At 68.3% G+C, this 19950-nt stretch carries 21 protein-coding genes and 7 pseudogenes; 10 read left to right on the forward strand and 18 right to left on the reverse strand.

Annotation, left to right across the window (positions count from 1 at the left end; all coding sequences use genetic code 11):
- Positions 1-5 precede the first annotated feature (5 nt).
- The 3 genes from BM536_RS05285 to BM536_RS05295 all read left to right on the forward strand — a co-directional run bounded on the left by BM536_RS05285 (position 6) and on the right by BM536_RS05295 (position 2714).
- Positions 6-1118: a type III polyketide synthase gene (locus BM536_RS05285; RefSeq protein WP_073494371.1), complete on the forward strand. Its 1113-nt coding sequence runs from the start codon at positions 6-8 to the stop codon at positions 1116-1118.
- A 62-nt stretch (positions 1119-1180) separates the two neighbouring features.
- A complete protein-coding gene (locus tag BM536_RS05290) occupies positions 1181-2113 on the forward strand; it encodes an acyl-ACP desaturase (RefSeq protein WP_073494330.1) in 933 nt (310 codons plus the stop codon).
- Between the two features lie 43 nt (positions 2114-2156).
- Positions 2157-2714, forward strand: coding sequence for an isoprenylcysteine carboxyl methyltransferase family protein (locus BM536_RS05295; protein ID WP_073494328.1), 558 nt, complete (start codon positions 2157-2159; stop codon positions 2712-2714).
- A gap of 201 nt (positions 2715-2915) precedes the next feature.
- Here BM536_RS05295 and BM536_RS05300 read toward each other — a convergent pair.
- Positions 2916-3287, reverse strand: a pseudogene (locus BM536_RS05300) (site-specific integrase); the annotation flags it as partial.
- A gap of 632 nt (positions 3288-3919) precedes the next feature.
- Here BM536_RS05300 and BM536_RS42375 point away from each other — a divergent pair.
- From BM536_RS42375 to BM536_RS41660, 4 genes are all read left to right on the forward strand, one after another.
- Entirely contained in the window at positions 3920-4165 is a 246-nt protein-coding gene (locus tag BM536_RS42375) for an ATP-dependent DNA ligase (protein WP_073494326.1), read from the forward strand.
- Between the two features lie 228 nt (positions 4166-4393).
- Positions 4394-5461 carry an IS110 family RNA-guided transposase gene (locus tag BM536_RS05315; RefSeq protein WP_073494324.1) on the forward strand — a complete coding sequence of 356 codons (1068 nt, stop codon included), beginning with the start codon at positions 4394-4396 and terminating at the stop codon, positions 5459-5461.
- Between the two features lie 97 nt (positions 5462-5558).
- Positions 5559-5771, forward strand: a complete 213-nt coding sequence (locus tag BM536_RS05320) for a hypothetical protein (protein ID WP_073494323.1) — start codon at positions 5559-5561, stop codon at positions 5769-5771.
- Between the two features lie 77 nt (positions 5772-5848).
- Positions 5849-6145: a hypothetical protein gene (locus tag BM536_RS41660; protein WP_211362824.1), complete on the forward strand. Its 297-nt coding sequence runs from the start codon at positions 5849-5851 to the stop codon at positions 6143-6145.
- Between the two features lie 69 nt (positions 6146-6214).
- Here BM536_RS41660 and BM536_RS05330 read toward each other — a convergent pair whose 3' ends face one another.
- The 6 genes and pseudogenes from BM536_RS05330 to BM536_RS05345 all read right to left on the reverse strand — a co-directional run bounded on the left by BM536_RS05330 (position 6215) and on the right by BM536_RS05345 (position 9113).
- Positions 6215-6871, reverse strand: a complete 657-nt coding sequence (locus tag BM536_RS05330; RefSeq protein WP_245873271.1) for a lysophospholipid acyltransferase family protein — start codon at positions 6869-6871, stop codon at positions 6215-6217.
- Between the two features lie 30 nt (positions 6872-6901).
- A pseudogene (locus BM536_RS39280) lies at positions 6902-7039 on the reverse strand (MFS transporter); the annotation flags it as partial.
- Positions 7036-7647, reverse strand: a complete 612-nt coding sequence (locus BM536_RS05335) for a TetR/AcrR family transcriptional regulator (protein WP_073494318.1) — start codon at positions 7645-7647, stop codon at positions 7036-7038. The pseudogene BM536_RS39280 and the gene BM536_RS05335, both read right to left, overlap by 4 nt.
- A gap of 218 nt (positions 7648-7865) precedes the next feature.
- Complete coding sequence (locus tag BM536_RS42380; RefSeq protein ID WP_245873272.1) at positions 7866-8186, reverse strand: DUF6185 family protein; 321 nt, start codon at positions 8184-8186, stop codon at positions 7866-7868.
- Positions 8187-8292: 106 nt separating this feature from the next.
- Complete coding sequence (locus BM536_RS05340) at positions 8293-8553, reverse strand: hypothetical protein (protein WP_073494316.1); 261 nt, start codon at positions 8551-8553, stop codon at positions 8293-8295.
- Positions 8550-9113, reverse strand: coding sequence for a hypothetical protein (locus BM536_RS05345; RefSeq protein ID WP_073494314.1), 564 nt, complete (start codon positions 9111-9113; stop codon positions 8550-8552). Before BM536_RS05345 ends, BM536_RS05340 begins: the two co-directional genes overlap by 4 nt.
- A 142-nt stretch (positions 9114-9255) precedes the next feature.
- Here BM536_RS05345 and BM536_RS05350 point away from each other — a divergent pair.
- Positions 9256-9375: pseudogene (locus tag BM536_RS05350) on the forward strand (MSMEG_1061 family FMN-dependent PPOX-type flavoprotein); the annotation flags it as partial.
- A 461-nt stretch (positions 9376-9836) separates the two neighbouring features.
- On the opposite strand, the gene BM536_RS05355 reads toward BM536_RS05350, so the two are convergent.
- The gene (locus BM536_RS05355; protein WP_245873273.1) at positions 9837-10073 is read right to left on the reverse strand and encodes an Lrp/AsnC ligand binding domain-containing protein; all 237 of its coding nucleotides are present in this window, start codon (positions 10071-10073) and stop codon (positions 9837-9839) included.
- Between BM536_RS05355 and BM536_RS05360 the strand changes: the two genes are divergently transcribed.
- On the forward strand, positions 10042-10902 hold the full coding sequence (locus BM536_RS05360) for a helix-turn-helix domain-containing protein (protein WP_094102595.1): 861 nt from the start codon (positions 10042-10044) through the stop codon (positions 10900-10902). The genes BM536_RS05355 and BM536_RS05360 overlap by 32 nt on opposite strands.
- Before the next feature lie 366 nt (positions 10903-11268).
- Here the strand turns inward: BM536_RS05360 and BM536_RS05365 are convergent, their stop codons facing one another.
- The 3 genes and pseudogenes from BM536_RS05365 to BM536_RS05375 form a co-directional block, all read right to left on the reverse strand.
- Positions 11269-11808 (reverse strand): NAD(P)H-dependent oxidoreductase, encoded by a 540-nt coding sequence (locus BM536_RS05365; protein WP_073490908.1) that lies wholly within the window; start codon positions 11806-11808, stop codon positions 11269-11271.
- Positions 11809-12049: 241 nt separating this feature from the next.
- Positions 12050-12212, reverse strand: a pseudogene (locus tag BM536_RS44735) (nitroreductase/quinone reductase family protein); the annotation flags it as partial.
- A 66-nt stretch (positions 12213-12278) separates the two neighbouring features.
- Entirely contained in the window at positions 12279-13124 is an 846-nt protein-coding gene (locus BM536_RS05375) for an SDR family NAD(P)-dependent oxidoreductase (RefSeq protein ID WP_073490906.1), read from the reverse strand.
- A gap of 249 nt (positions 13125-13373) precedes the next feature.
- Here BM536_RS05375 and BM536_RS05380 point away from each other — a divergent pair, with 249 nt between their 5' ends.
- Complete coding sequence (locus BM536_RS05380; RefSeq protein WP_073490904.1) at positions 13374-14333, forward strand: helix-turn-helix domain-containing protein; 960 nt, start codon at positions 13374-13376, stop codon at positions 14331-14333.
- Positions 14334-14433: 100 nt separating this feature from the next.
- On the opposite strand, the pseudogene BM536_RS42385 reads toward BM536_RS05380, so the two are convergent.
- From BM536_RS42385 to BM536_RS05420, 7 genes and pseudogenes are all read right to left on the reverse strand, one after another.
- A pseudogene (locus BM536_RS42385) lies at positions 14434-14720 on the reverse strand (hypothetical protein); the annotation flags it as partial.
- Positions 14721-14864: 144 nt separating this feature from the next.
- A complete protein-coding gene (locus tag BM536_RS05390) occupies positions 14865-15329 on the reverse strand; it encodes a hypothetical protein (RefSeq protein WP_073490991.1) in 465 nt (154 codons plus the stop codon).
- Between the two features lie 120 nt (positions 15330-15449).
- Positions 15450-15767 carry a hypothetical protein gene (locus tag BM536_RS40210; RefSeq protein ID WP_143650798.1) on the reverse strand — a complete coding sequence of 106 codons (318 nt, stop codon included), beginning with the start codon at positions 15765-15767 and terminating at the stop codon, positions 15450-15452.
- 896 nt (positions 15768-16663) lie between these two features.
- A pseudogene (locus BM536_RS42390) lies at positions 16664-16937 on the reverse strand (hypothetical protein).
- Positions 16937-17173, reverse strand: a pseudogene (locus BM536_RS05410) (hypothetical protein). Before BM536_RS05410 ends, BM536_RS42390 begins: the two co-directional pseudogenes overlap by 1 nt.
- A 602-nt stretch (positions 17174-17775) precedes the next feature.
- A complete protein-coding gene (locus BM536_RS05415) occupies positions 17776-18147 on the reverse strand; it encodes an STAS domain-containing protein (RefSeq protein WP_073490900.1) in 372 nt (123 codons plus the stop codon).
- Positions 18148-18150: 3 nt separating this feature from the next.
- Entirely contained in the window at positions 18151-19599 is a 1449-nt protein-coding gene (locus BM536_RS05420) for a PP2C family protein-serine/threonine phosphatase (protein WP_245873274.1), read from the reverse strand.
- Between the last annotated feature and the right edge of the window lie 351 nt (positions 19600-19950).

Consider the following 19950-nt stretch of genomic DNA (forward strand, 5'->3'; position numbering starts at 1 on the left):
TGTCGATGCGTCAGACGACACATGACCGCACCCGACCGTCGGCGGTCGGCGGCCCACAGGTGGTGGCGATCCAGACGGCCTTCCCGCCGTATCAATACCGGCAGGAAGAGATCCTGGCCGCCCTGGCCAGCACGACGCTGCTGGAGTCCGAGACGGGCCCCCGAGTACTCCGCAAGATCCAGGCCAGCTCAGGTGTGGAGACCCGCTCGCTGTCCCTGCCGCTGGACAAGCTCGTCGATCTCGCCCGCAGGGAGGACTTCACCGAGCAGAACCGCGTCTGGCTCGACACCGCCATGGACCTGGGGGAACGAGCGCTGATCGGCGCGCTGCGCACCGCAGGCATTCAGCCGGAGGAGGTCGACGCGGTGATCAGCACCACCGTCACCGGGCTGGCCGTGCCGTCGCTGGAGGCTCGGCTCGCCCACCGGGTAGGGCTACGACCGGACGTCAAACGTATCCCGCTGTTCGGCAGCGGCTGCGCCGGCGGCGCCGCAGGTCTGGCCCGCCTCCATGACTACCTCCTGGCCCACCCCGACCAAGTGGCCGTCCTGCTCGCCGTGGAACTGTGCACCCTGGCCTACCAGCACAAGGACGGCTCCGTGGCGAACATCGTCGCCGGCAGCCTTTTCGGGGACGGCGCGGCCGCCGCCGTGGCCTTCGGAGCCCAGCGGGACGGCTACCCCGCCGGGCCTGAACTGGTGGACACTCACAGCCTGCTACTCCCCGGCACCGAGGACGTCCTCGGCTGGGACATCGGCTCCCACGGCTTTCGGATCATGCTGTCGCCCGAGGTCCCGACGCTCACAGAGAAGCACCTGCCCACGGCCGTCCAAGGGCTCCTCGCGCGGCACGCACTGTCGCCGCAGCAGATCTCGAGCTGGATCATCCACGGTGGCGGACCGAAGGTCTTCACCGCTGTACAACGAGCCCTGGACCTGCAGCCTGACGCCTTGGAGCTCACCCGGCGCTCCGTGGCCGAGCGAGGCAACCTTTCGTCCGTCTCCGTACTGGACATCCTGCACGCGGCCATGGAAACACCGCCCCCAGCGAACGCACCCGGACTGGTCGCCGCCATGGGGCCAGGCTTCGCCATCGAACTGGTCCTCCTCCGCTGGTAGGGGACCGCCCCCCACCCGCCACCGCAACCTGCCGACCGCATCACTAGGAAGGTGTCACGGACGTGCCCGCCATCCCCGCAGACGTACGCATCCTGATCGACCTCGAACCGGTCGTCACCGACGCCCTCGACACGCACTTCCGGACCACCGCCGACTGGTACCCGCACCAGTACATCCCGTGGAGCCAGGGCCGCGACTACGACGGTCTCCTCGAAGGAGAGCCATGGGACCCCTCCCAGCAGAAACTGAACGCGGCCGCTCGGGACGGCCTCCTCTACAGCCTGCTCACCGAAGAAAACCTGCCCAGTTACCACCGGGTGATCGGGGAAATGCTGTCACTCGACGGCCCCTGGGGCGTCTGGGTCAATCGATGGACCATGGAGGAAGCCAGGCACGGCACCGCCATCCGCGACTACCTCGTCGTCACCCGCAATGCCGATCCGGTGCTCTTGGAGGACGCCCGCACCGCGCATATGCAGAACGGATACGAGATCGACTACCGCGGCGACCTCATCGCCTCCCTGGTCTACGTCACCATCCAGGAACTCGGCACCCGCGTCAGCTACCAGGGAATCCGCCGACTGTGCGACGAACCCGTGTGCGGGGCCCTGATGCAACGCATCGCCCACGACGAGAACCGGCACATGCTCTTCTACCGGACCACCCTCCAGGCGGCTATGCGCATGCACCCCGACCGAACGCTGCAGGCCGCGGCCAAAGTCCTCAAGACATTCCGTCCCCCCGGCCACGCCGCACCCGGCTTCGGGCGGCTGATCAGCTCCATGGCCAGGTCGGGCATCCTCTCACCGGAGATCTACTACAAGGACGTCGCCCGTCCCTTCGTCCGCATGCTCGGCGCCCTCGACATCACCGGACTTACACCGGTCGGACAGCAGGCCCAGGAGGAGATCGCCGCCCACATGAAGGAATCAGCGGACCGCGCCGGCAGATACCGCGCCCTGGCCGAACGCCTCCACCGACTCGCAACGCGGTAAGACGACGGATCTCGCCGTCCGGGCGGGAGAAGGAGGATCCGACATGTCTCTGGGCTGGGTAACGATCCCCGTAAGTCTGTTCGTTCTCATGACCGCCGTGGCCGTCGTGCGCCTGATCGAACTGACAACCGCCCGCCGCAACGCGCGATGGGGCATCGATCGCGGCGGCATCGAGTACGGGCAACGCCACTACCCCGTCATGATCGTCCTTCATGTCTGCCTGCTCGTTGGGACCGTTGCAGAGGTCGTCCTTACTGACCGCGCCTTCGTCCCTCTGATCGGCTGGCCGGCACTGGCCGTCCTCATCCTCGTGCAGGTAGGCCGCGCCTGGTGCATGAGGGCGCTCGGCCCTCGATGGAACACCCGCGTCATCGTCGTGCCCGGACTACTGCCGGTCACTACCGGGCCCTACCGCTGGATCCGGCACCCCAACTACCTCATCGTCCTGTTCGAAGGCATCGCCCTGCCCCTCGTCCACACCGCATGGATTACCGCCATGCTCTTCACCATCGCCAACACACCTTGGCTCGTCGTCCGCATCCGCACGGAGAACGCGGCGCTATGGCCTGCCGTGGGACCAGCGGCTCAGGGCAGCTCGTGAAGCTGTTCGCCGACCTCGTCGACGGACCCATACTCTTCGCGCTGCGCTTCTCCTACCCGCACATCGTCGTGAACGTCGACCGGCGAGGCCCGCGCGCGTGGCCTACGGGATGCGGTCGGCCGCTGGGCGCAGGTCGAACGGACGGGCGCAAGCCGGGCCCGGATCTCGGGGAGCAGGCCGGCAGTTCAGCGGCGCGCGTAGGCCGGGCGCGAGCAGGCTGGTCAACTCCGAGATTGCCTCGGGGGAAGGCTTGAAGTAGCAAACGTTTTCCGGCTCCTTGTGCCGGGACTTGGCCATCAGCATCAGCAAGGAGGTGCCCTGCTCACCAAGGTGGGTCAGGGCAGCGTGGCGGTACTCGTGCAGGTCCCAGCCGGTTCCCGGCCCGCGCCCGGCGGTGTGCTCGTCCAGCAGGGCGCGGGCCTGGCCGTAGGTTCGGTGTCTGGGCACACGTCGTGCGCGCTGACGATCTTCCCCGGGCGGGTCGGTGGTGCGTGACGACACCGGGCCGCGGATACGGCCCTTGAGCAGGCGGGGCACGAGCCAGGCGGTGCCAGCGTCCCAGTAGGCGGTCTCCGGACCGTGTGCGGGTTGCCGAGCGAGTTGAGGAAGACGTCGGCCGCCGCGCGGACGGTCAGCGCCTTCTCGGCCGGCAGTTGTACGACGGCGAGCACCGTATTCCCCCTTGCCGCAGATAACAGGGCCGCTTGTTAGGCCTGGCGACCGTTCCCGCAGGTCGTGATCAGCTGTCCCGCAGGTAATAGGCGTTATCCATGGAACGACTTCGCACGGGTCCAGCCGCCTACACCCCGTCAGCCGCCCACCAGGGCCGACGGAGGCTTAGCGCCGGTTTTCGTTGCGATGTCCCTATCGAGAAGCGCTCCGGAACTCAGCACGACGATCAGCGTCGACGCCAGGTGACGCGCACGGGCCTGGCGTGACCGGCAGCTCCACAGGGGCGTCCTCCTGCCCGTCGGTGGTGTGCGGGGGCAGAAGGTCGGTGACGGCGGTACTGATGGCGCCACGGCTGACGTCATGATCGCGGGCAACCGCGGCGATCGATCGGCCTTCTGGGTAGTCGGTACGCGCGTCGTCGGTCTTGTTGGCCGCCACGGCCGGGCGGCGTCCGCCTTTGCTGCCGCCGCCTCCGACGACCTGGAACTGCCCTCCCCACCCATCAGAACCGCACGCACACGGGCAGGTTCCGAGTGTTCGGGCCCCCGGAATCCGAGAACCCGTTCGCTTTCGCCTTCGATGTGCTGCACCTGGCCGGCACCGACACCACCGCCTGGCCCTACCAGCGCCGCCGCGCTGCCCTCGAGGAACTCTTCAGCAGCCTGCATCTGCCAGCGCCGCAGACGCTGTCTCCGTCGACCACCGACCCGGCCACCGCACTCGAGTGGCTGGACTGGACCGCCACCGGCCTGGAAGGGCTGTGCTTCAAACGACAGTGAGGATGGGTGATGGCACCGTCCGACGGTCTGACTCTCCAAACGACTGACGCTCAAGCTGTCCTTGATGAGAACTGTCGGCTGGCCGGGCGGTGCCGTCTGGCGCGTGGCCGGCCGGGCTTCTGTGACTTCATAGGAGCCTGGCTAGAGGTCCCATCACTGTCTTGTCCGTCTGCCCGACCGGCTCGTGCCCTCCCGTACTCGGCAGTCGGAAAGGCAGCACAACCCAGCATGGCAGCAGATGAGATAGCGGTGATCGGGGGCGTCGACACCCACACCGACCTCCACCAAGCGGCAGTCATCGACAGTATCGGCCGGCACCTCGCGACCGAAGCATTCGAGACCACCCCGGACGGTTACAGGCGGCTGTTGAACTGGCTGCGCTCGCATGGCGAGGTCCTCGCGCTCGGGATGGAGGGCACCGGAGCCTACGGCGCCGAACTCGCCCGCTTCCTGACCGCGCACGGCGTCACGGTGGTGGAGGTTGACCGGCCCGACCGTAAGGCCCGTCGCACCAATGGCAAGTCCGATCCCGTCGACGCCTACGCGGCCGCGACCGCGGTCCTGTCCGGCCGGGCCACGGGAACTCCAAAGAGCCGCGACGGAATCGTGGAGGCGATCCGAGTCCTGCGCGTGACCCGCAAGAGTGCGGTCAAGGCTCGTACCCAGACCATCAACCAGATCCGCACCCTCATCGTCACCGCCCCTTCCGAAGTACGCGACAAACTGCGCAGCTTGTCCGCACGCGAGTTGATCGACGCCCTCGCCCGTTCCCGTCCCACCGGTGACCTTGGCGCCCCCACCTGCGCGGTCAGGACAGCACTCCGGCGGCTCGCCCGCCGCTACCAAGTGCTCGACGAGGAGATCAAGGACGCGGACAAGGAGATCGGACCGCTGGTCACCCAGGCCGCACCCCGGCTCGTCGCGCTGCCCGGGGTTGGCCCCGAAACCGCCGGCCAGCTGCTGACGACCGCGGGTGACAATCCCGACCGGCTCCGCTCAGAAGCAGCCTTCGCACACCTCTGCGGAGCGGCCCCCGTCCCCGCAAGCTCCGGCCGCACCAACCGCCACCGGCTCAACCGGAGCGGCGACCGCGCGGCCAACAACGCCTTGCACACGATTGTCCTCGTCCGCATGAAATGCGACCAGCGCACCCAGGAGTACGTCGCCCGACGCACCGCAGAGGGCATGGCCAAAAAGGACATAATGCGCTGTCTGAAACGGTTCGTCGCCCGCGAGATCTACCGCCACCTACCTCACGTGATCCACACCTCACGAACCCTCCCACAGACCACTTGACCATCTATAGGAGCTTCTCACCGAGCCCTACCGCCCCACCGCCAGGACCTGGCGGAAACACAAGATCCGCGAGACCCACGACGTCATCGTCGGCGCCGTGACCGGCCCGACCGGCGCGCCGCGGTCGCTCCTGCTCGGGCGCTATGACGCCGCCGGGCAGCTGGGGTACGTCGGCCGCACTACCACCCTGGCCCAGACCGCTGCCCGTACCGTGGCCGGGCACCTGGCTCCGGCCAGGACCGTCGCCACGCACCCGTGGAACGGCTGGACGTTCACCGCTGGGTGGGGCGCCGTGAGGCCTTGGACGTGATCCTCGTGCCGCCTGACGTCGTCGTGGAGGTCTCAGGAGACCTCGCACGGGATGCCGCCAGCCGGTGGCGGCATCCCATGCGCTGGCACCCTGTCCGCACCGACCTCTCCCCCGAAGACGTTCCCCGCCTGGCGTCACTGCGGGCCCGGATCCGGCTGGCTCACGTGCTGGAGACCGAGACCGGTTACCGCAGCGGCAGTGTGTTCTGGGCCGAGGAGGGGGACCCGCGCCCGCGGTTCGACTCGGCTTGCACGACGTTGACGCAGCGCCGTGAGGCGAAGGTCGCTGAGCTGGCCGCGCTGCCGAGCGAGGACGCGAAGTTCCTCGGGCTCGGGCAGGTCGGCGAGGTCCCGGACCCGCCCCGCTGTCCCTGACCGCGCGTCAGGCTTGTCACAGAGAGCTACTTGTCACTTCGCCGTAGCTTCGGGGAGAACAGGGCCGGGTCAGCCCTGCTCCTTCGCCCTCGCCGCGTAGACGGGCACGTACTCCTGGCCGGAGACCTCTGCTATTGCCTGCACAATCAGGTCAGAGACAGCCCTTCGGGCACCAGCGTCAGCGGCGGAGTCCTCGTACAGGGAGAGGTCGACGGGCTTGCCGAAGGTGACCTTGACCTTGGCCGGACGCGGAAGCACGCGCCCGGGGGGCAGGACGCAATCGGTGCCGCTCATGGCCACCGGCACCACGGGCGCGCCGGACTTGAGAGCCAGCCATGCCACGCCCGTCTTGGCCCGGTAGAGCCGGCCGTCCGGGGAGCGTGTGCCCTCGGGGTAGATACAGAAGACACCGCCGTCCTGCACCACCCGAAGACACGCGTCAAGCGAGGCTACCGCCGCCCGTTGGTTCTCGCGGTCAACTGGAACCTGCCCACTGCCCCGCATGAAGGACGAGACGATCCGCGTCGACCAGGAACCTCCCTCAAAGTACTCCGCCTTCGCCATGAAGGTCACCTGTCGGTCCAGCACCAGCGGCAGGAAGGTGGAGTCCACGATGGACAGGTGGTTGGACGCGAGAATGACGCCGTTCGACTGCGGCACATTCTCCAGGCCCACGGCTTCGAGCCGCGCCGCGGTACGCAGCACCGGCCCGGTCAGCCGCTTCAAGTGCTCATACATCAATTCGTTCCTCTATGGGATCTGTGCCGGGCTCGCGGCGAGCGAACGCTGCAGGCTGGGCTGCGCCACCAGCAGAACGGTGCCGTCCAATGCGACGATCACCGCCCCGGCCACGCTGACGAAAAGCGGGACCGAGCGTGCCTGCCGCCCGGTCATGAGGCCATCGACCCGAGATGGGCGTCCAGCGCAGCTTCGATCAACCGGTCGTGACTGTCGCAACCCTCGCCGCCGAGGGCGAGTTGCAGGCTGCCCCAGGACGACAGTTGGGCGATGCCGTGCAGGTTCGCCCACAGTGCAGCCGCGGTGACTGCCGCCGAAGGCTCCAGCGCCCGTGCCCGGCACCGAGTAACGAGCTCGGTGACGCGCTGAAACATCGGGAGCGTCGCCTCCCTCAGCCGAGGCCCGTCCGGAGTTCCACTCTGCTTGCCGCTGTCGAGCAGGTCATGACGGAACATCAACTCGAACATGCCGCGCCGCTCCAGTGCGTAGGTGACGTACACCCGCGCCAGCGCCGCCAACTCATCACGCGGCACGGCAGTCCCTGCCGTGGCTACGGCGGACCGCGCGACCAGCTCCTCGAAGCCTCTGCGCGCGATGGCCGACAACAGCGCCCGGTGTGTCGGAAAGTAGCGCCGCGGCGCACCGTGCGACACACCTGCCCGGCGGGCGATCTCCCGAAGACCAACCGAAGCGGTGCCCTCGGACAGCACCAGCTCTACGCCGGCATCGATCAGTCGTTCCCGCAGGGGCCCTTCAACATCCATAGACAGTGTCTACCAGACCTCCATAGACAGCGTCTACCGGCAACTCATCTGCGCGGGCTGAGCGATGGAGGTCCACGTGGTGCCGTGCGCCGTTTGCTCGGCTGCGATGCGGGCCGAGCCAGGACACGGGGTTCAGCTGCCGGTCGGGAGAAAGACGGCCACACCGTCATGGGGGGGCGACTGCTGACCGCCACAGGTAGGCGACACCGCCTCGATGGCTATGACGGTGACGATGAGATCGAGGAGCATCGTCGAGGCATGGTGAGTGAAAATTGCGGCGCCCTCCTGCGTGAACCAGCTGGCCGGGGCGTCCAGCCCGACGGCAGGGCGAAGGCCGGCGCTACAGGGAGGGCCTTGACTGCACCGCGTCTGCCGGGCAGGACGCGCCACAGCGCGCCCAGGACGAACCCCGCCACGCCCCCGGTAGACAGCCAGTAGAAGAGAGCGAGCAGCAGGCCCGGCAGGCCGAACTGGTCGGCAAGGGTGACTTGCCAGGCCTTTCCGCGGACCCGGTCCGCCCAGCCACCGAGGACAGTCACGTGGAGGCCCTCGGCCCCGCCAGGATCACCGCCGCGGAGAGCTGGTGACCGACGGCTGCACCGGCCGGGCCGGGAGTGTTGCCCGCGAGGGTGTGAGTCGCGGCGCTCACAGGCGTGTTCGGCGGCGGACGGAGCGGACGCGCAGCGTCAGCGCGGCAGCCAGGAGGATCCAGGCCACGACGCCGTGCGCCCATGCCGCCTCCTCCCGTGCGGCGCCGACGGAGCCCCAGATCGCCCAGATCGCCAGGACGATGCAGAGAGCGGTCCACGCGATGTCGGCGAGACGGGTCTGCAGTTGAGAACGTTGCTTGGTACCGGGTTTCAGATCGCCGAGTCCGGATGCGCCGGGTGTCTCCCGAAGGTTCATGCGCTGCCTCCTTGCTGGTTTCCGTTGCGCTGAGCGCGAGCTGACGTGCTGTCGCCGTCGAGGGCCGCTTGCATGACGCGCAGGCGCCGATGCTGGAGGTTGCCGTTGCCGATGATCCAAACGAGGAAGATTCCTGTGAGCAGGGCAAATCCGATCGTTTGCCTGAGGCCCGAGGTGAGGGCCGTCAATACCGTCACGGCGCAGAAGAGGACCGCGAGGAGCACCAGTGCCGCCACGCGGTGGCGCGTGCGGTGCAGGCGCTGTGTGACCAGAGCGCGCATCGCCTCGCGCTCGCTAGGGTCGACGGGTACCTCACCCTTGCGTAGCTTCCTGTCCAGCGAGACGAGGCTGTTCGTGCTGCCGCCCGCCGCCCGCCTCTCCCTGCTCCGCCCGATGAGCACGACGACGATGCCACTGATGGAGATGAGGGCAGTGCGCAGCACGACCGAGAGCGCAGAGTGCCCTGGATACAGGAGCATGACCAGGGCACTGGCGCAGAGGATCGACAGCACGAACTGCAGCCACAGGTGTTTGCCCAGATAGGCGTTGACGCGTTCCATGCTCGCCGGCCCCTTCCCTGCGGATTCGCACGTCCGCGTACCCCGGCTCGGGTAAGGCAATCCGCTAACTCAACCTGCGGAAGCGGAAGTTGGACCACCCAGCAGTCCAAGCCTCTGTGCCCGCAGGGGGTGCGTGCGCATGTCGGCGGATGCCCAGCCGACCTCGGCCGAGGTGACACTGGCCCCAGCTGCGGATACCGGGGTGACGATCGTCTATATCGAGCAGGCGGAGGCGGATTCGCTGAAGTACCGGTACGAGTAACAGGCCGACCCGCGGTGCTGCATGCTGGAGTTCTCCGGATCTCGAAAGGGTGATGGAGGACGGGGCGGCCGACTCTTGGCCGATGCTGCCGTCGCCCTGCAGAAGCGCTGCCGGTCCGGCCGGAGGGACCATTTGGGGGGTGCTGTGGCCACGCAGCCAGCAGGTGCTTGGCCGGGGAGTGGTGTAGGTGGTGGGGTCGGCTGGGGTGCCGTCATGGCATTCCGGGCAGGACCCCGAGCGTTCTGAGTGGTACTGGCGGAGACCACATGTTCTGTGGCTGGCGTAACCCATGCCGATGCACGGCCAGCGATGAGGCTCAGGTCGCTCGATTCCCGCGAGCTGGCCCGTCCGAGAGCGCATCGAGGCTGAGGTGCTCGCCGAGGTCACCGACCTGCTTACGCCCGCTGGCAGAAGTCATTGACGCGTGGGGCGGTCTGATGCATACAGGCGCTGGACCGCTCTTAAAGCGCCGGGGCGGCTCGTTTGATGTAGGCGGTGATCAACGCCGTTTCCATGCGGTCGACACCATCGAGTGAGCCGATGCGGTCGGCGAGGTAGGTGTGGAGAGCGTTGGCGTCTTGGCAGACAGTGATGGCAACCAGGTTGTGGGGGCCAGTCGTGCTGCCGACGAAGGCCGCTTCAGGATCACCAGCCAGCGTCCGGGCGATGCTGCTGAGCCGGGCAGGCGTGACGGTCAACCAGCGCTCGAAGCTGAGCCCGCGCACAGTCGGACTGCCCGAGACCGACAGGCCCCGCCGGGTCGAGGGGCTGCGCCGCGAGGAGGTCGCTCAGCTCGCCAGCATCAGCACCGACTACTACACCCGGCTCGAGCAGGGCCGCATGCAGGCATCCGCGCCCGTGCTGGACATCCTTGCCCGCGTACTCCACCTGGACGACGACGAGCGCGGCTACCTCTTCCAGCTCGCAGGCAAAACCAGCACCCGCACGAGGCGCCGCAGCAGGCAGAAGGTCCAGCCACAACTGCAGCGGATCCTGGACAACCTCACCGCCACCCCGGCCGTCGTACAGGGCCGACGCGGGGACATCCTCGCCTGGAACGCGCCGGCCGCCGCCCTGGTCACCGACTTCTCCCGCATCCCGGAAAAGCACCGCAACTATCCCCGGATCATCTTCACCGAGTCGGCCATGCGCACCCTGTACGCCGACTGGGAGGCCTCCGCACAGATCGCCGTGGCCCAGCTGCGCATGGAGGCCGCAAAGTACCCCGAAGACCCCCGCCTGATCGAGCTGGTCGGCGAACTGTCCATGTGTGACAAGCAGTTCGCCCGATGGTGGGGCGAACACCACGTCGCCGCCCGCACCGTGGGCACGAAAACCCTCAACCACGCGGTCGTCGGCGAACTCGTCCTGGACTGGGACACCCTCACCGCCAACACCGACCCCGACCCCGACCAGAACATGACCGTCTGGACCGCCGCCCCCGGCTCCCCCACCCACGAACGGCTGCGCATCCTCGCCTCCTGGGCCGCCGACCAGAACCTGCCGGCCTCCTCACCGCTCAGCTGACCGCGACCGGCCGTCGCTGGGACAACGACCAGTCCGAGGCAGCCACGACCAGGCCGCCCTCACACCGGGGCTGATCCAAACGGCCCGGTCGGCGGAAACGAGAACGGTGACATGGACGCAACAGAGCCGGTGCTGAGCACGCTTGAACCCCGCATTTGCCGCGTCTGCGGGGACGAAGAAGACTGCCAGTCGTCGGCGCTTGCCGGACGAACCGATGAAGTCAACCGGCACGGACTCCACTGCGCCAGGTGAGCGTCATTCGAGCGTCCGGCGTGGACGCCCGACAGACCCCAACGTCACGGCCCCGACCTGCGCCCATACCGCGCGCCGCGATCGACGGGGACGGCCGTTGTCGTGAGGGCGCGGTCAGCCGGCGAAGGAGGCGAGCAGTTCGTTGTACTGCTTGGCGGCGGTGGTCAGATCCTTGTCGGAGAGGCCGAAGGCGGTGCCGTACAGCTTGACCATCGGCTGGATGTCGAACTGGCAGAGCCGCAGGGTCGCGTGCCAACTGCCAAGGAGGGCCTCCAGGGTGGTCTTGTTGGTGCCTTCAAGGGTGTAGTGCTCGGCGGGGACGCCTGCGGTGACGGCGACGACAGCCTTCCTGCCGGCCAGCTGGGAGGGAGAGCCGTCCATGGTGAAGGCCCAGCCGAGGGTGAAGACCTTGTCCTGCCACTGCTTGAACAGGGGGGTGGTGTTGTACCAGTACACCGGGTGCTGGAAGACGATCACGTCGTGCTCGGCCAGCAGCGCCCGCTCGGCGTCGGCGTCGACCTGGAAGTCGGGGTAGGTGGCGTAGAGGTCGTGCACGGTGACGTGGGCCAGATCGCGGACGGCGTCCACCAGGGCCTTGTTGGCCTTCGACTGGGACAGGTCGGGGTGACCTACGACGAGGAGAACCTCGGACATGATGAGAAAGCCTCTTCAGTGATCAGTGAAATGGGTGAGCGGATGCGGGTCGATCGGGTGTGACGGGTCAGGAATTCGCCGGGCGTCAGCCCTTCTCCTGCGCGGACTTGGGCTGCGCGGACTGAGGGGGCGCAGCGGCACCCACCGTCACCGGTCGATGGTGGCCATGTTCGCCTCGTCGTTGCGCTCGCCCGCGCCGGTGTGAGGTTGTTCAGGCGGTCGAGCTGAGCGGCGCTGAGTTCGATGCGGCGGATCTTGCCGCTCCTCGCACCCAGGGTCGTCAGGACGACGACGGGCAGATCCTGCAGCGTCGTGCCTTCCGTACCGCCGGAGCTTTCGTACAGCTCCACCTGGTCCCGCACAAACTGCGCCTTGCTCGGCTCGTACCCGCCTGTGAGGGGCATGTTGACTCTCTCTCCGCGCACCCGGCGCGGTCCTCCGTGCTGGCCGGGGGGGGCGGGGCGTGCTGCTCAGGCGTGGGCGTCGTCGTAGGCCAGGGCGCCGCCCAGCTCCCTGGATGCCTCGGCCTGGGCGAGAAGCTCCTTCGCCTTGGCCCCGGCGGCCTCGATGGCGTCCGCACCGGCGACGAATCGCAGCAGCGGCTTGTCCTGGCCGGCGATGGTGAGCAGGGCGCGGGCGAGCTTGGCGGGATCGCCGGGCTGCTTGCCGTTCATGCTCTTCATGCCCTCGATCCTGGGGGCGGTGCGCGGGGCGTAGTCGTCGATGGACAGCTCTGGCCAGGTGGTGGAGCCGTCCACGAGGAGTTCGGTGCGGAAGTAGCCCGGCTCCACAACGGTGGTGTGGATGTTGTACGGCTCGACGTCGTAGCGCAGGGACTCCATCCAGCCCTCTTCCGCGAACTTGGAGGCCGCGTAGGCGGAGGTGAACTCCATGCCGACCAGCCCGGCGGTCGAGGTGATGGTGATGACGTGGCCTGCGCGCTGCTTGCGCATGATCGGCAGGACGGCGCGGGTGACGTTCATCGGGCCGAAGAGGTTCGTCTCGAACTGCCGGCGCATCTGCACGGGCGAGATCTCCTCGAAGTAGCCGGTGAACAGGTTCCCGGCGTTGTTGATCAGGACGTCGATGCGGCCGAAGCGGTCGACGGCGGCCCGCGCGGCGGCCTCGGCGTCCTCCAAGCTGGTGACATCGAGCCTGGCGACCAGCAGATTGTCCTGCGGCCCGCCCAGGGTCTCCTCGACCTCTTCGGGACGGCGGCCGGTGGCGACGACCTGGTGGCCGGCGGCGAGGGCCTCGCGGGCGATGTCCGTGCCCAGACCGCGTCCGGCACCGGTGACGAGAATGACCTTGCTCATGGGGGGGGTCCTTTCAGGCGCCGTGATCCGGCACCCGGTGTGGGCGGGGGTGATGCGTGCAGTGCGAAGAGCGCCGCAGAAGGGGCTGGCGACCGGCGGCACAAGCGCCGCCTGTCTGGGCCGTTCACACCGCCGGGGGGGCGGTGCACCGCCAACAAAACCGGCTGTCGTCGAGGTGTGGGGGTCCCTCTTGAGGGGGTCACTGACAGGGACCCCCAACCCGGCGGATGCGCTCGTAGAGTGAAACGCATGGCAGGCAGAAACGACCCACAAGGCAGCAACCGCGACATCCGTGATGATTTTCGTGCGGAGATCCGGGAATTCCTCGGCACGCGACGAGCCAGGGTCACCCCCGAGCAGGCCGGCCTGCCCCTCTACGGCGGAGAACGCCGACGCGTCACCGGACTACGCCGCGAGGAGGTCGCCCTCCTCGCGGGCATCTCCAGCGAGTACTACACCCGCCTTGAACGCGGCAACGCCACCGGAGTCTCCGAAAGCGTCATCGAAGGCATCGCGCAAGCACTCCAGCTCGACGAGGCCGAACGCATCCACCTGCTCGACCTCCTGCGCGGCGCCGGCACCACCCGTCCACCACGCCGCCGACCGGCCCAGAAGCGGGTCCGTCCGACGGTGCAGCGCGTACTGGACTCGATGGCCGGCACCCCCGCGTTCATCCTCAGCGGACGCGGGGACAACCTGGCCGCCAACCACCTCGGACGCGCCCTGTTCTCCCCCGTCTACGCCGACCCAGTCCGGCCGCCGAACAACGCCCGGTTCGTCTTCCTCAGCCCACACGCGACCGAGTTCTTCCGCCACTGGGACGAAGTCGCAGGCGACACCGTCGCCATGCTGCGCGCCGAGGCCGGCCGCGACCTCTACGACCGGCGGCTCACGGACCTGATCGGGGAACTGTCCACCCGCAGCGAGGAATTCCGGCGCCGCTGGGCGGCCCACAACGTCCGGATACACACCACAGGTGTGAAACTCCTCCACCACCCGGTCGTCGGCGACCTCGACCTGCCCTTCGAAACCTTCCCGCTCCCCGACGGCCCCAGCCAGTTCCTCCTCACCTACACCGCTGAACCCCACTCACCCTCGCAGGACGCCCTGAACCTGCTGGCCAGCTGGGCCGCGACCAACAACGACATCAAGCGGTCCACACCGGCCAACAATTCCAAGCCGGCCGACTCGGCCGAGACACCCGACTGACGACCCACTCGGGCGACGGGGCCTTCAGCGCGGCCACCGACCCCGGCTCGCAGCCGGTTTGTACCAGCCGTCCAGGTAGCGGCCGTTCAGCACTGTTTCAGTCGACGGCCAGCCACGGGTACTTCTGCTCACCGTCGATCTTGATAAGGACCTCGTCCGGATGCCACTCGTCCCCGGGCCGGAGCAGGCCGACGGCGCAACTCGCGGGCGTAGACCGGGCCGAACTTCACATGCCAGCGGCGTACCGTCTCGTAGGAGACGGCGATCCGCGCTCGAGCATGAGCTCCTCGACCTCGCGGAATGACGGTGATACAGCCACACGCAGTGGGGCCGGCCAGCAGGCCAACCGCCAGCGGCGCGGTCAGGTCGGCGGCCTTCGACTGCCAGCTCTACAAGGCCCGCAACGTGGTCGAACCTGCTTAGGTCGCCTAGAGCTTCCGCACGATCGAACCGCTCAGGTCATCACCCACCCCAAGCCGCCCGAGTTCGAACCTGCTGGGCAAACGCGCAGCTCAACCTTGAAACAGGCATTCAAGCCTCGTTTGCTCGCTGATCTGGGTGAACGCTGCCGGGGTCAACTGACTGGGCGGTGATCTGCGCAAGGGCGTCCTGGAGTCGGCGGACGGCATCCTCCGCTTCCAGGTATTCCTCAGGACTCGGGAGGACAGTGCCGAAGGTGCCGCCGCCCTCAGATGGCAGGGCGCGCCAGCCCAGGACCGGTTCGAGCGCGTTGAGAGCCCCGGAGAGAAACCAGGCCAGGCGGCCGTGAGTGCGAGCGAGTGAGATGGCCAGGACGGCGAGGGTCTCCCGCAGGTGTTCGAGCCGCTTGATCTGCGGCAAGGCCTGCTGGACGTCCTGCGGGCCGACAACGTCGCGCAGGCGGGCCTCGGTCTCAAGGGCGAGTGCGCGGTCGCTCGACGCAAGTTTCCACACCTTGTCTTGGATCTGCTGTTCGGCTTCCTCAGCCAGCACTGCGACGATTCTCCGCATGTCCATGCGGATCACTCTAAATGAACGGATCCCCCGCCGGAGACGGCCTTGTCGATTCCTGACCTCGACTAACGAACCTCGACTAACGATGTGCCAAGGATTCGAAACAGGTACTGACCTTGGCGTTTAACCACGGGCGTTCGGCGGGGTCGAGGCAACGGTGATCTGGGCGGTCCAGGACCCGGGTTCCCGGGGCGGATCCCAGGTCACGTCGACGCGTATTTCGTGGAATTCGTGTGCGAGTCCCACCACCATGGCCGCCGCGGCGGCCCGTGCCTCGGCTGGGCCGGCCTCGACCGGAACGTCGGCGAGGGGCCCGCAGAGCATCCCGCATTCCACGGTGAGGACACTGTGGCGCCAGCCTTCCGGTGTCGCGAGCAGGACGATGCCCTTCGGTATGCCGAATGGAGGTCGCCTCTTCTTCTCCCGCTTTCGTCTCACCATGGAGTCATCCAACCTCGTCGGCTTCCTGACGGTTCAGTCGAGCGGAGCTTCACGTGCGGCGGGGCTTGGTGCCGACTTTGTGGTGGGCTGGACGGCTGAACGCCTCGCCGGTGGCGAGGACCGCCCGACGGCGGGACGGGTGGCCGGCAGCTGGTTCTTCGAGCCTGGCAGCCTGCCTGGGCAGGGGACCGGCTCGTACGACTGCCGTGGACACGACGGAACGCAATACGGTTCGGAGCGGGCCCCGCAGGACCTTGACCTCCGTCATCCGGCGGCGTGGCTCCGGAATCGGCAGTACGCCACTGGCCGGGCAGGCTGCTAACCGGCACGGCAGCACCGGCCGAACCCACGAGCCGCCGGTTCCCTCGAAACGGGCGAGATGCTGGCGGGGCGTCGCGCCGTGGGTCAGGATTGTGGCGTCTCGCGCAACTGGAGCTGTAGCCGACGCTGCGCCACCGCGCATGACATGCGCACTACGCCATTCGGCCCCATCCTGAGTAGCGGCACCATCGGCTCCACAGGCCGACCATCCCCCCGGGAGGTCCTGTGATCTTGCTTGCCCTGCTCGTGCCTGCTCTGATGGTGGCGTTCCTCTTCGCCATGGACGCTCTTGAGGATCTCCTCTTCCCCCGCCCGAGAGCGGCGGGAAAGTCTCCAGCCGGCGGCCTGCAGATGCCGTCGGTTCCTTCGAGTGGGGTTCCTCGCGCTGCGAACTCCGCTCGCAGAGGAAGAGATCTACAACCCGCACATAGGTACTACCTGCACCAACCCCTATTGGAGTGCAAGGTCCGCTGCGGAGCCGGTCTGCTCCGGGCCGGGAGCGCCGCCGGTTTTGGGGAGCGGGTGCCGGATGGGTGCAAGGGTGCACGGCACTGTCGCGCACCCGCCTGCACGGGCTAGACCTTGATGTACGCGACGACCACGACGGTGCGAAGCGCCGTGACGAAGTACAGGACCCGGACGGCTTGGACTTCGTCGGTGTACTGGCGCAGTCGGGGGCCGGCGGTGTCGCCGGGGATCGGCTCGCCGATGTCCGGGGCGACGGAGATGACGACCAGGGTCGCGGTCCAGGGCGTGGATCTCCGCCTCGCTGGTGACGTTCTCCACCTGCTTGGCGGCGGAGCCGGAGAAAGCGATCCGGGCGCGGCGCGGGCCCGGCTGCGGGGCCATCAGGCGACGACCGGGCGCTGTGCGGCGAGGCGGGCGAGATGGGCCTCGCGCAGTTCCTCCCACGGCGTGCAGTCCTCCACCGAGGGCAGCCCGTTCTCGGCGATGTCCTCCAGGACGGCGGCGAACTAGTCGGCACTGGCGCGGGTCTTGGCCGCGTACGCACGCAACCCGTCGGCGGCCGCAGGCTCCAGCTGCTGACGGGCGGGGTCGGCGGAGGTGGCCGGCTGTTCGCTCATCCAGGGCTCCAGAGGGCAGAAACTGGCGTCTCTCCCAACGGTATCGGCCGCCCCCGGCCCTGGTGACCGCTCCGGACGAACCCGGCCGTACGAGGATGCGAGACCCAGGGACCCAGATAGACCCAGCTCCTAGCGCCCTCTCTGTGTCCACCAGGGAGAACACCCGTACCGAGCCCAGAGACCCAGGTCTGGTTGTTGGGTCCAGCGGGGTCCTGAGTCCCGCCTGCCGACGATGACACAGATCATCTGAACGGTGACACAGATAAGCGTGCGCACCTGGGAAAACAGGGGGTCGATGACACAGAGCGGCCGGACTGTTCAGGCGGGGGCCGGGCCGGATGCGGACCTAGCCGGGCGCGAGGGGTGTCACGCTGATCGTGGAGGTGGCCCAAACCGGGGGCGGGCCCATGCTTCCGGGCCGAACAGGTAGCGTGACACCCCGGCGTGACAGCCGGATCGAGGTGCGTGCCACCCGTGAGCATAACAGCGTGACAGTCACCCTCGGTGATCAGTGCGGGTGTCCTCTGCCGTTGAACTCTGTTGGTTGGTCACTGAAGTTGGATCGGGCCGCTGGGGGCGGTGTGGCCACTGGATTGGCCGGGTCAGGCGGGCTCGGGCGTGGTAGGGAGGCGGGCGTTCATCGCGGCCTCGATGCTGGGGTAGGACGGCATGAGGGTGTTCAGGCCGGTGAGATCGAGCATTCGGGACAGGCGGTCGGGGACCGTGGCCAGGGTCAGGGAGCCGTTTGCGGCCATCGCGCAGCGCATGATGCCGATCAGGGCGTTGAAGCCGGAGGAGTCGCAGAAGGTGATCCCGGTAAGGTCCAGGATCAGGTGCGGGTGTCCTTGGGCGATGACGTCCAGTGCTTCTTTGCGCAAGGCGGGAGCGGTCTGTGTGTCGATCTCTCCGCCGACGCAGAGGGCCGCCAGGTGTCCGTCGGTGTGGGTGGTGGTGAGGGTGAGGTCGTCGGTCACCGGTCAGCGCTCCTGGGCTGCGCGGGCGGCGCCGGCGACGGGCGTGGCCAGGGTGCGGGCTGTCGATACGGCGGCCGTCTGCTCAGTGCCCGGTGCCAGGGGTACGGACAGCGCGAGCAGGGCGACGTCGTCACCGGGACCGGTGGGCAGGTCGGTGATGAGGGCGACGGTGTCCTCGATCAGGCGGCCGGCGTCCGGGGTGGTGCGGGTGGCGAGGAAGGCAGCCACGCCTTCCTCACCCAACATGGTCCCGTCCGGCAGGCGGCCCTCGGTGAGCCCGTCGGTGTAGAGCAGCAGACCCTGGCCCGGGGCGAGGTGGAAGGTGAGGGAGGCGAACCGGGCGCCTTCCAGTGCGCCCACGAGCATGCCGCCCTTGGGGCGTATCCCGTTCACGACCATCGCGCCGCCATCCCCGTGCTGTATGTGGAAGGCGGGAGGATGACCTCCCGTGGCCACGCTCACGGTGAAACCGCCGCCCGGGACGGGCTGCAGGGTGCCGAAGACGCAGGTGCAGAACCGGCTGCCCATCGAGGGATCGAGCAGCAGGGCGCTGTTGAGGGCGTCGAGGACTTCAGTGGGATCGTCGTGGTGCTGGGCGGCTGCACGCAGGGTGTAGCGGGTCAGCGAGGTGACGGCGGCGGCTTCGGCGCCCTTGCCGCACACGTCCCCGAGGAAGAACGCCCAGCGCTGTCCGCCCAGGGAGAAGACGTCGTAGAAGTCACCGCCGACGTCCCGGGGCGAGTCGGTCTGGTAGTGGCAGGCCAGCTCCAGCCCCGGAACCGGCGGCAGCGCGGGAGGCAGCAGGGTGCGCTGGAGGGTGGTGGCGAACGCGGTGATCGCCTCCGTGTCCCGCTCGGCCCGCGTCCGTGCCTCCTCCTCCGCCTTGCGGCGTTCCTGCTCCTCGCGTAGCAGCCGCAGGCCCGAAAGCCGCAGCTCCATGGCGTCCAGGACCACCGCGGCCAGGTCGGCCAGGGTGTCGGTGTCGGCCTCGGTGATCAGACGCGGTTTGGTGTCCAGGATGTTGACCGTGCCCAGCCGGTGGCCGTCGGCGGTGATGATCGGCGCCGCCGCGTAGAACCGCACCCCCAGAGGACCGGTGACCAGCGGATTGGTGCGGGCGGTCGGATCGGTGAGGGTGTCGGGGATCACCAGCGCGTCATCGCGTAGGATCGCCGACCCGCACAGTCCCGGATCCCGGCCGATCTGCGCGACCCCTTCCAGGCCGTGAATGGCCTTGAACCAGATCCGGTCGGCATCGACGATCGTCACGCTGGCCACGGGGACATCGAACAGACGGGCGGCCATCGCCGCGACCCGGTCGAACGCCCCATCGGGCGGGGTGTCGAGGATGTCGTAGCGGCGCACCGCCTCCATCCGCGCCGCCTCCACCTCGGCCGGCGGTACCCGCCGCAGCCGCGGCTCATCCGGCGAAACCTCAGGGGCACCTGCCATCGCTCAGCTCCTGTCCTCCGCGACGGAACCGGTTCCAGCGCCCAGTCCTCGACCACCGACCCTACGACAGCAGCGAAACCCTCCTCTGCCTCCCGCGCGTCAACCACCCGCCCACGCTGTATCTCCACATGAACGCGCCAATACCAGCAAGAGCTGGTCCGACTTCAATGGCAATCGGTCCACGTCAGATGTCTCCGGACAGGGGCGTACTGGTTCGCCCAGGCCGCGCGCCAGGTCCTCAGCTCGTCCTCGGTGTGGCGGACCGTCTGTCGACCAGCTCGCCCTCGGGCACCGGGATCCCGCGCTCGGGTGAGCGCTTGCGCATGTAGGTGCGGGCTGTAGGTGCGGGCT

The sequence above is a fragment of the Streptomyces phaeoluteigriseus genome (assembly GCF_001896135.2).
GTDB classification, from domain to species: Bacteria; Actinomycetota; Actinomycetes; order Streptomycetales; family Streptomycetaceae; genus Streptomyces; species Streptomyces phaeoluteigriseus.

Bases quoted from the DNA above. Each gene is read 5' to 3' on its own strand.
- BM536_RS05285 (WP_073494371.1), top strand. From the start codon at position 6: ATGCGTCAGACGACACATGACCGCACCCGACCGTCGGCGGTCGGCGGC.
- BM536_RS05295 (WP_073494328.1), top strand. From the start codon at position 2,157: ATGTCTCTGGGCTGGGTAACGATCCCCGTAAGTCTGTTCGTTCTCATG.
- BM536_RS05315 (WP_073494324.1), top strand. From the start codon at position 4,394: ATGGCAGCAGATGAGATAGCGGTGATCGGGGGCGTCGACACCCACACC.
- BM536_RS41660 (WP_211362824.1), top strand. From the start codon at position 5,849: ATGCGCTGGCACCCTGTCCGCACCGACCTCTCCCCCGAAGACGTTCCC.
- BM536_RS05335 (WP_073494318.1), bottom strand. From the start codon at position 7,647: ATGGATGTTGAAGGGCCCCTGCGGGAACGACTGATCGATGCCGGCGTA.
- BM536_RS05340 (WP_073494316.1), bottom strand. From the start codon at position 8,553: ATGAACCTTCGGGAGACACCCGGCGCATCCGGACTCGGCGATCTGAAA.
- BM536_RS05345 (WP_073494314.1), bottom strand. From the start codon at position 9,113: ATGGAACGCGTCAACGCCTATCTGGGCAAACACCTGTGGCTGCAGTTC.
- BM536_RS05360 (WP_094102595.1), top strand. From the start codon at position 10,042: ATGCTGCTGAGCCGGGCAGGCGTGACGGTCAACCAGCGCTCGAAGCTG.
- BM536_RS05365 (WP_073490908.1), bottom strand. From the start codon at position 11,808: ATGTCCGAGGTTCTCCTCGTCGTAGGTCACCCCGACCTGTCCCAGTCG.
- BM536_RS05375 (WP_073490906.1), bottom strand. From the start codon at position 13,124: ATGAGCAAGGTCATTCTCGTCACCGGTGCCGGACGCGGTCTGGGCACG.
- BM536_RS05380 (WP_073490904.1), top strand. From the start codon at position 13,374: ATGGCAGGCAGAAACGACCCACAAGGCAGCAACCGCGACATCCGTGAT.
- BM536_RS05390 (WP_073490991.1), bottom strand. From the start codon at position 15,329: ATGGACATGCGGAGAATCGTCGCAGTGCTGGCTGAGGAAGCCGAACAG.
- BM536_RS40210 (WP_143650798.1), bottom strand. From the start codon at position 15,767: ATGGTGAGACGAAAGCGGGAGAAGAAGAGGCGACCTCCATTCGGCATA.
- BM536_RS05420 (WP_245873274.1), bottom strand. From the start codon at position 19,599: ATGGCAGGTGCCCCTGAGGTTTCGCCGGATGAGCCGCGGCTGCGGCGG.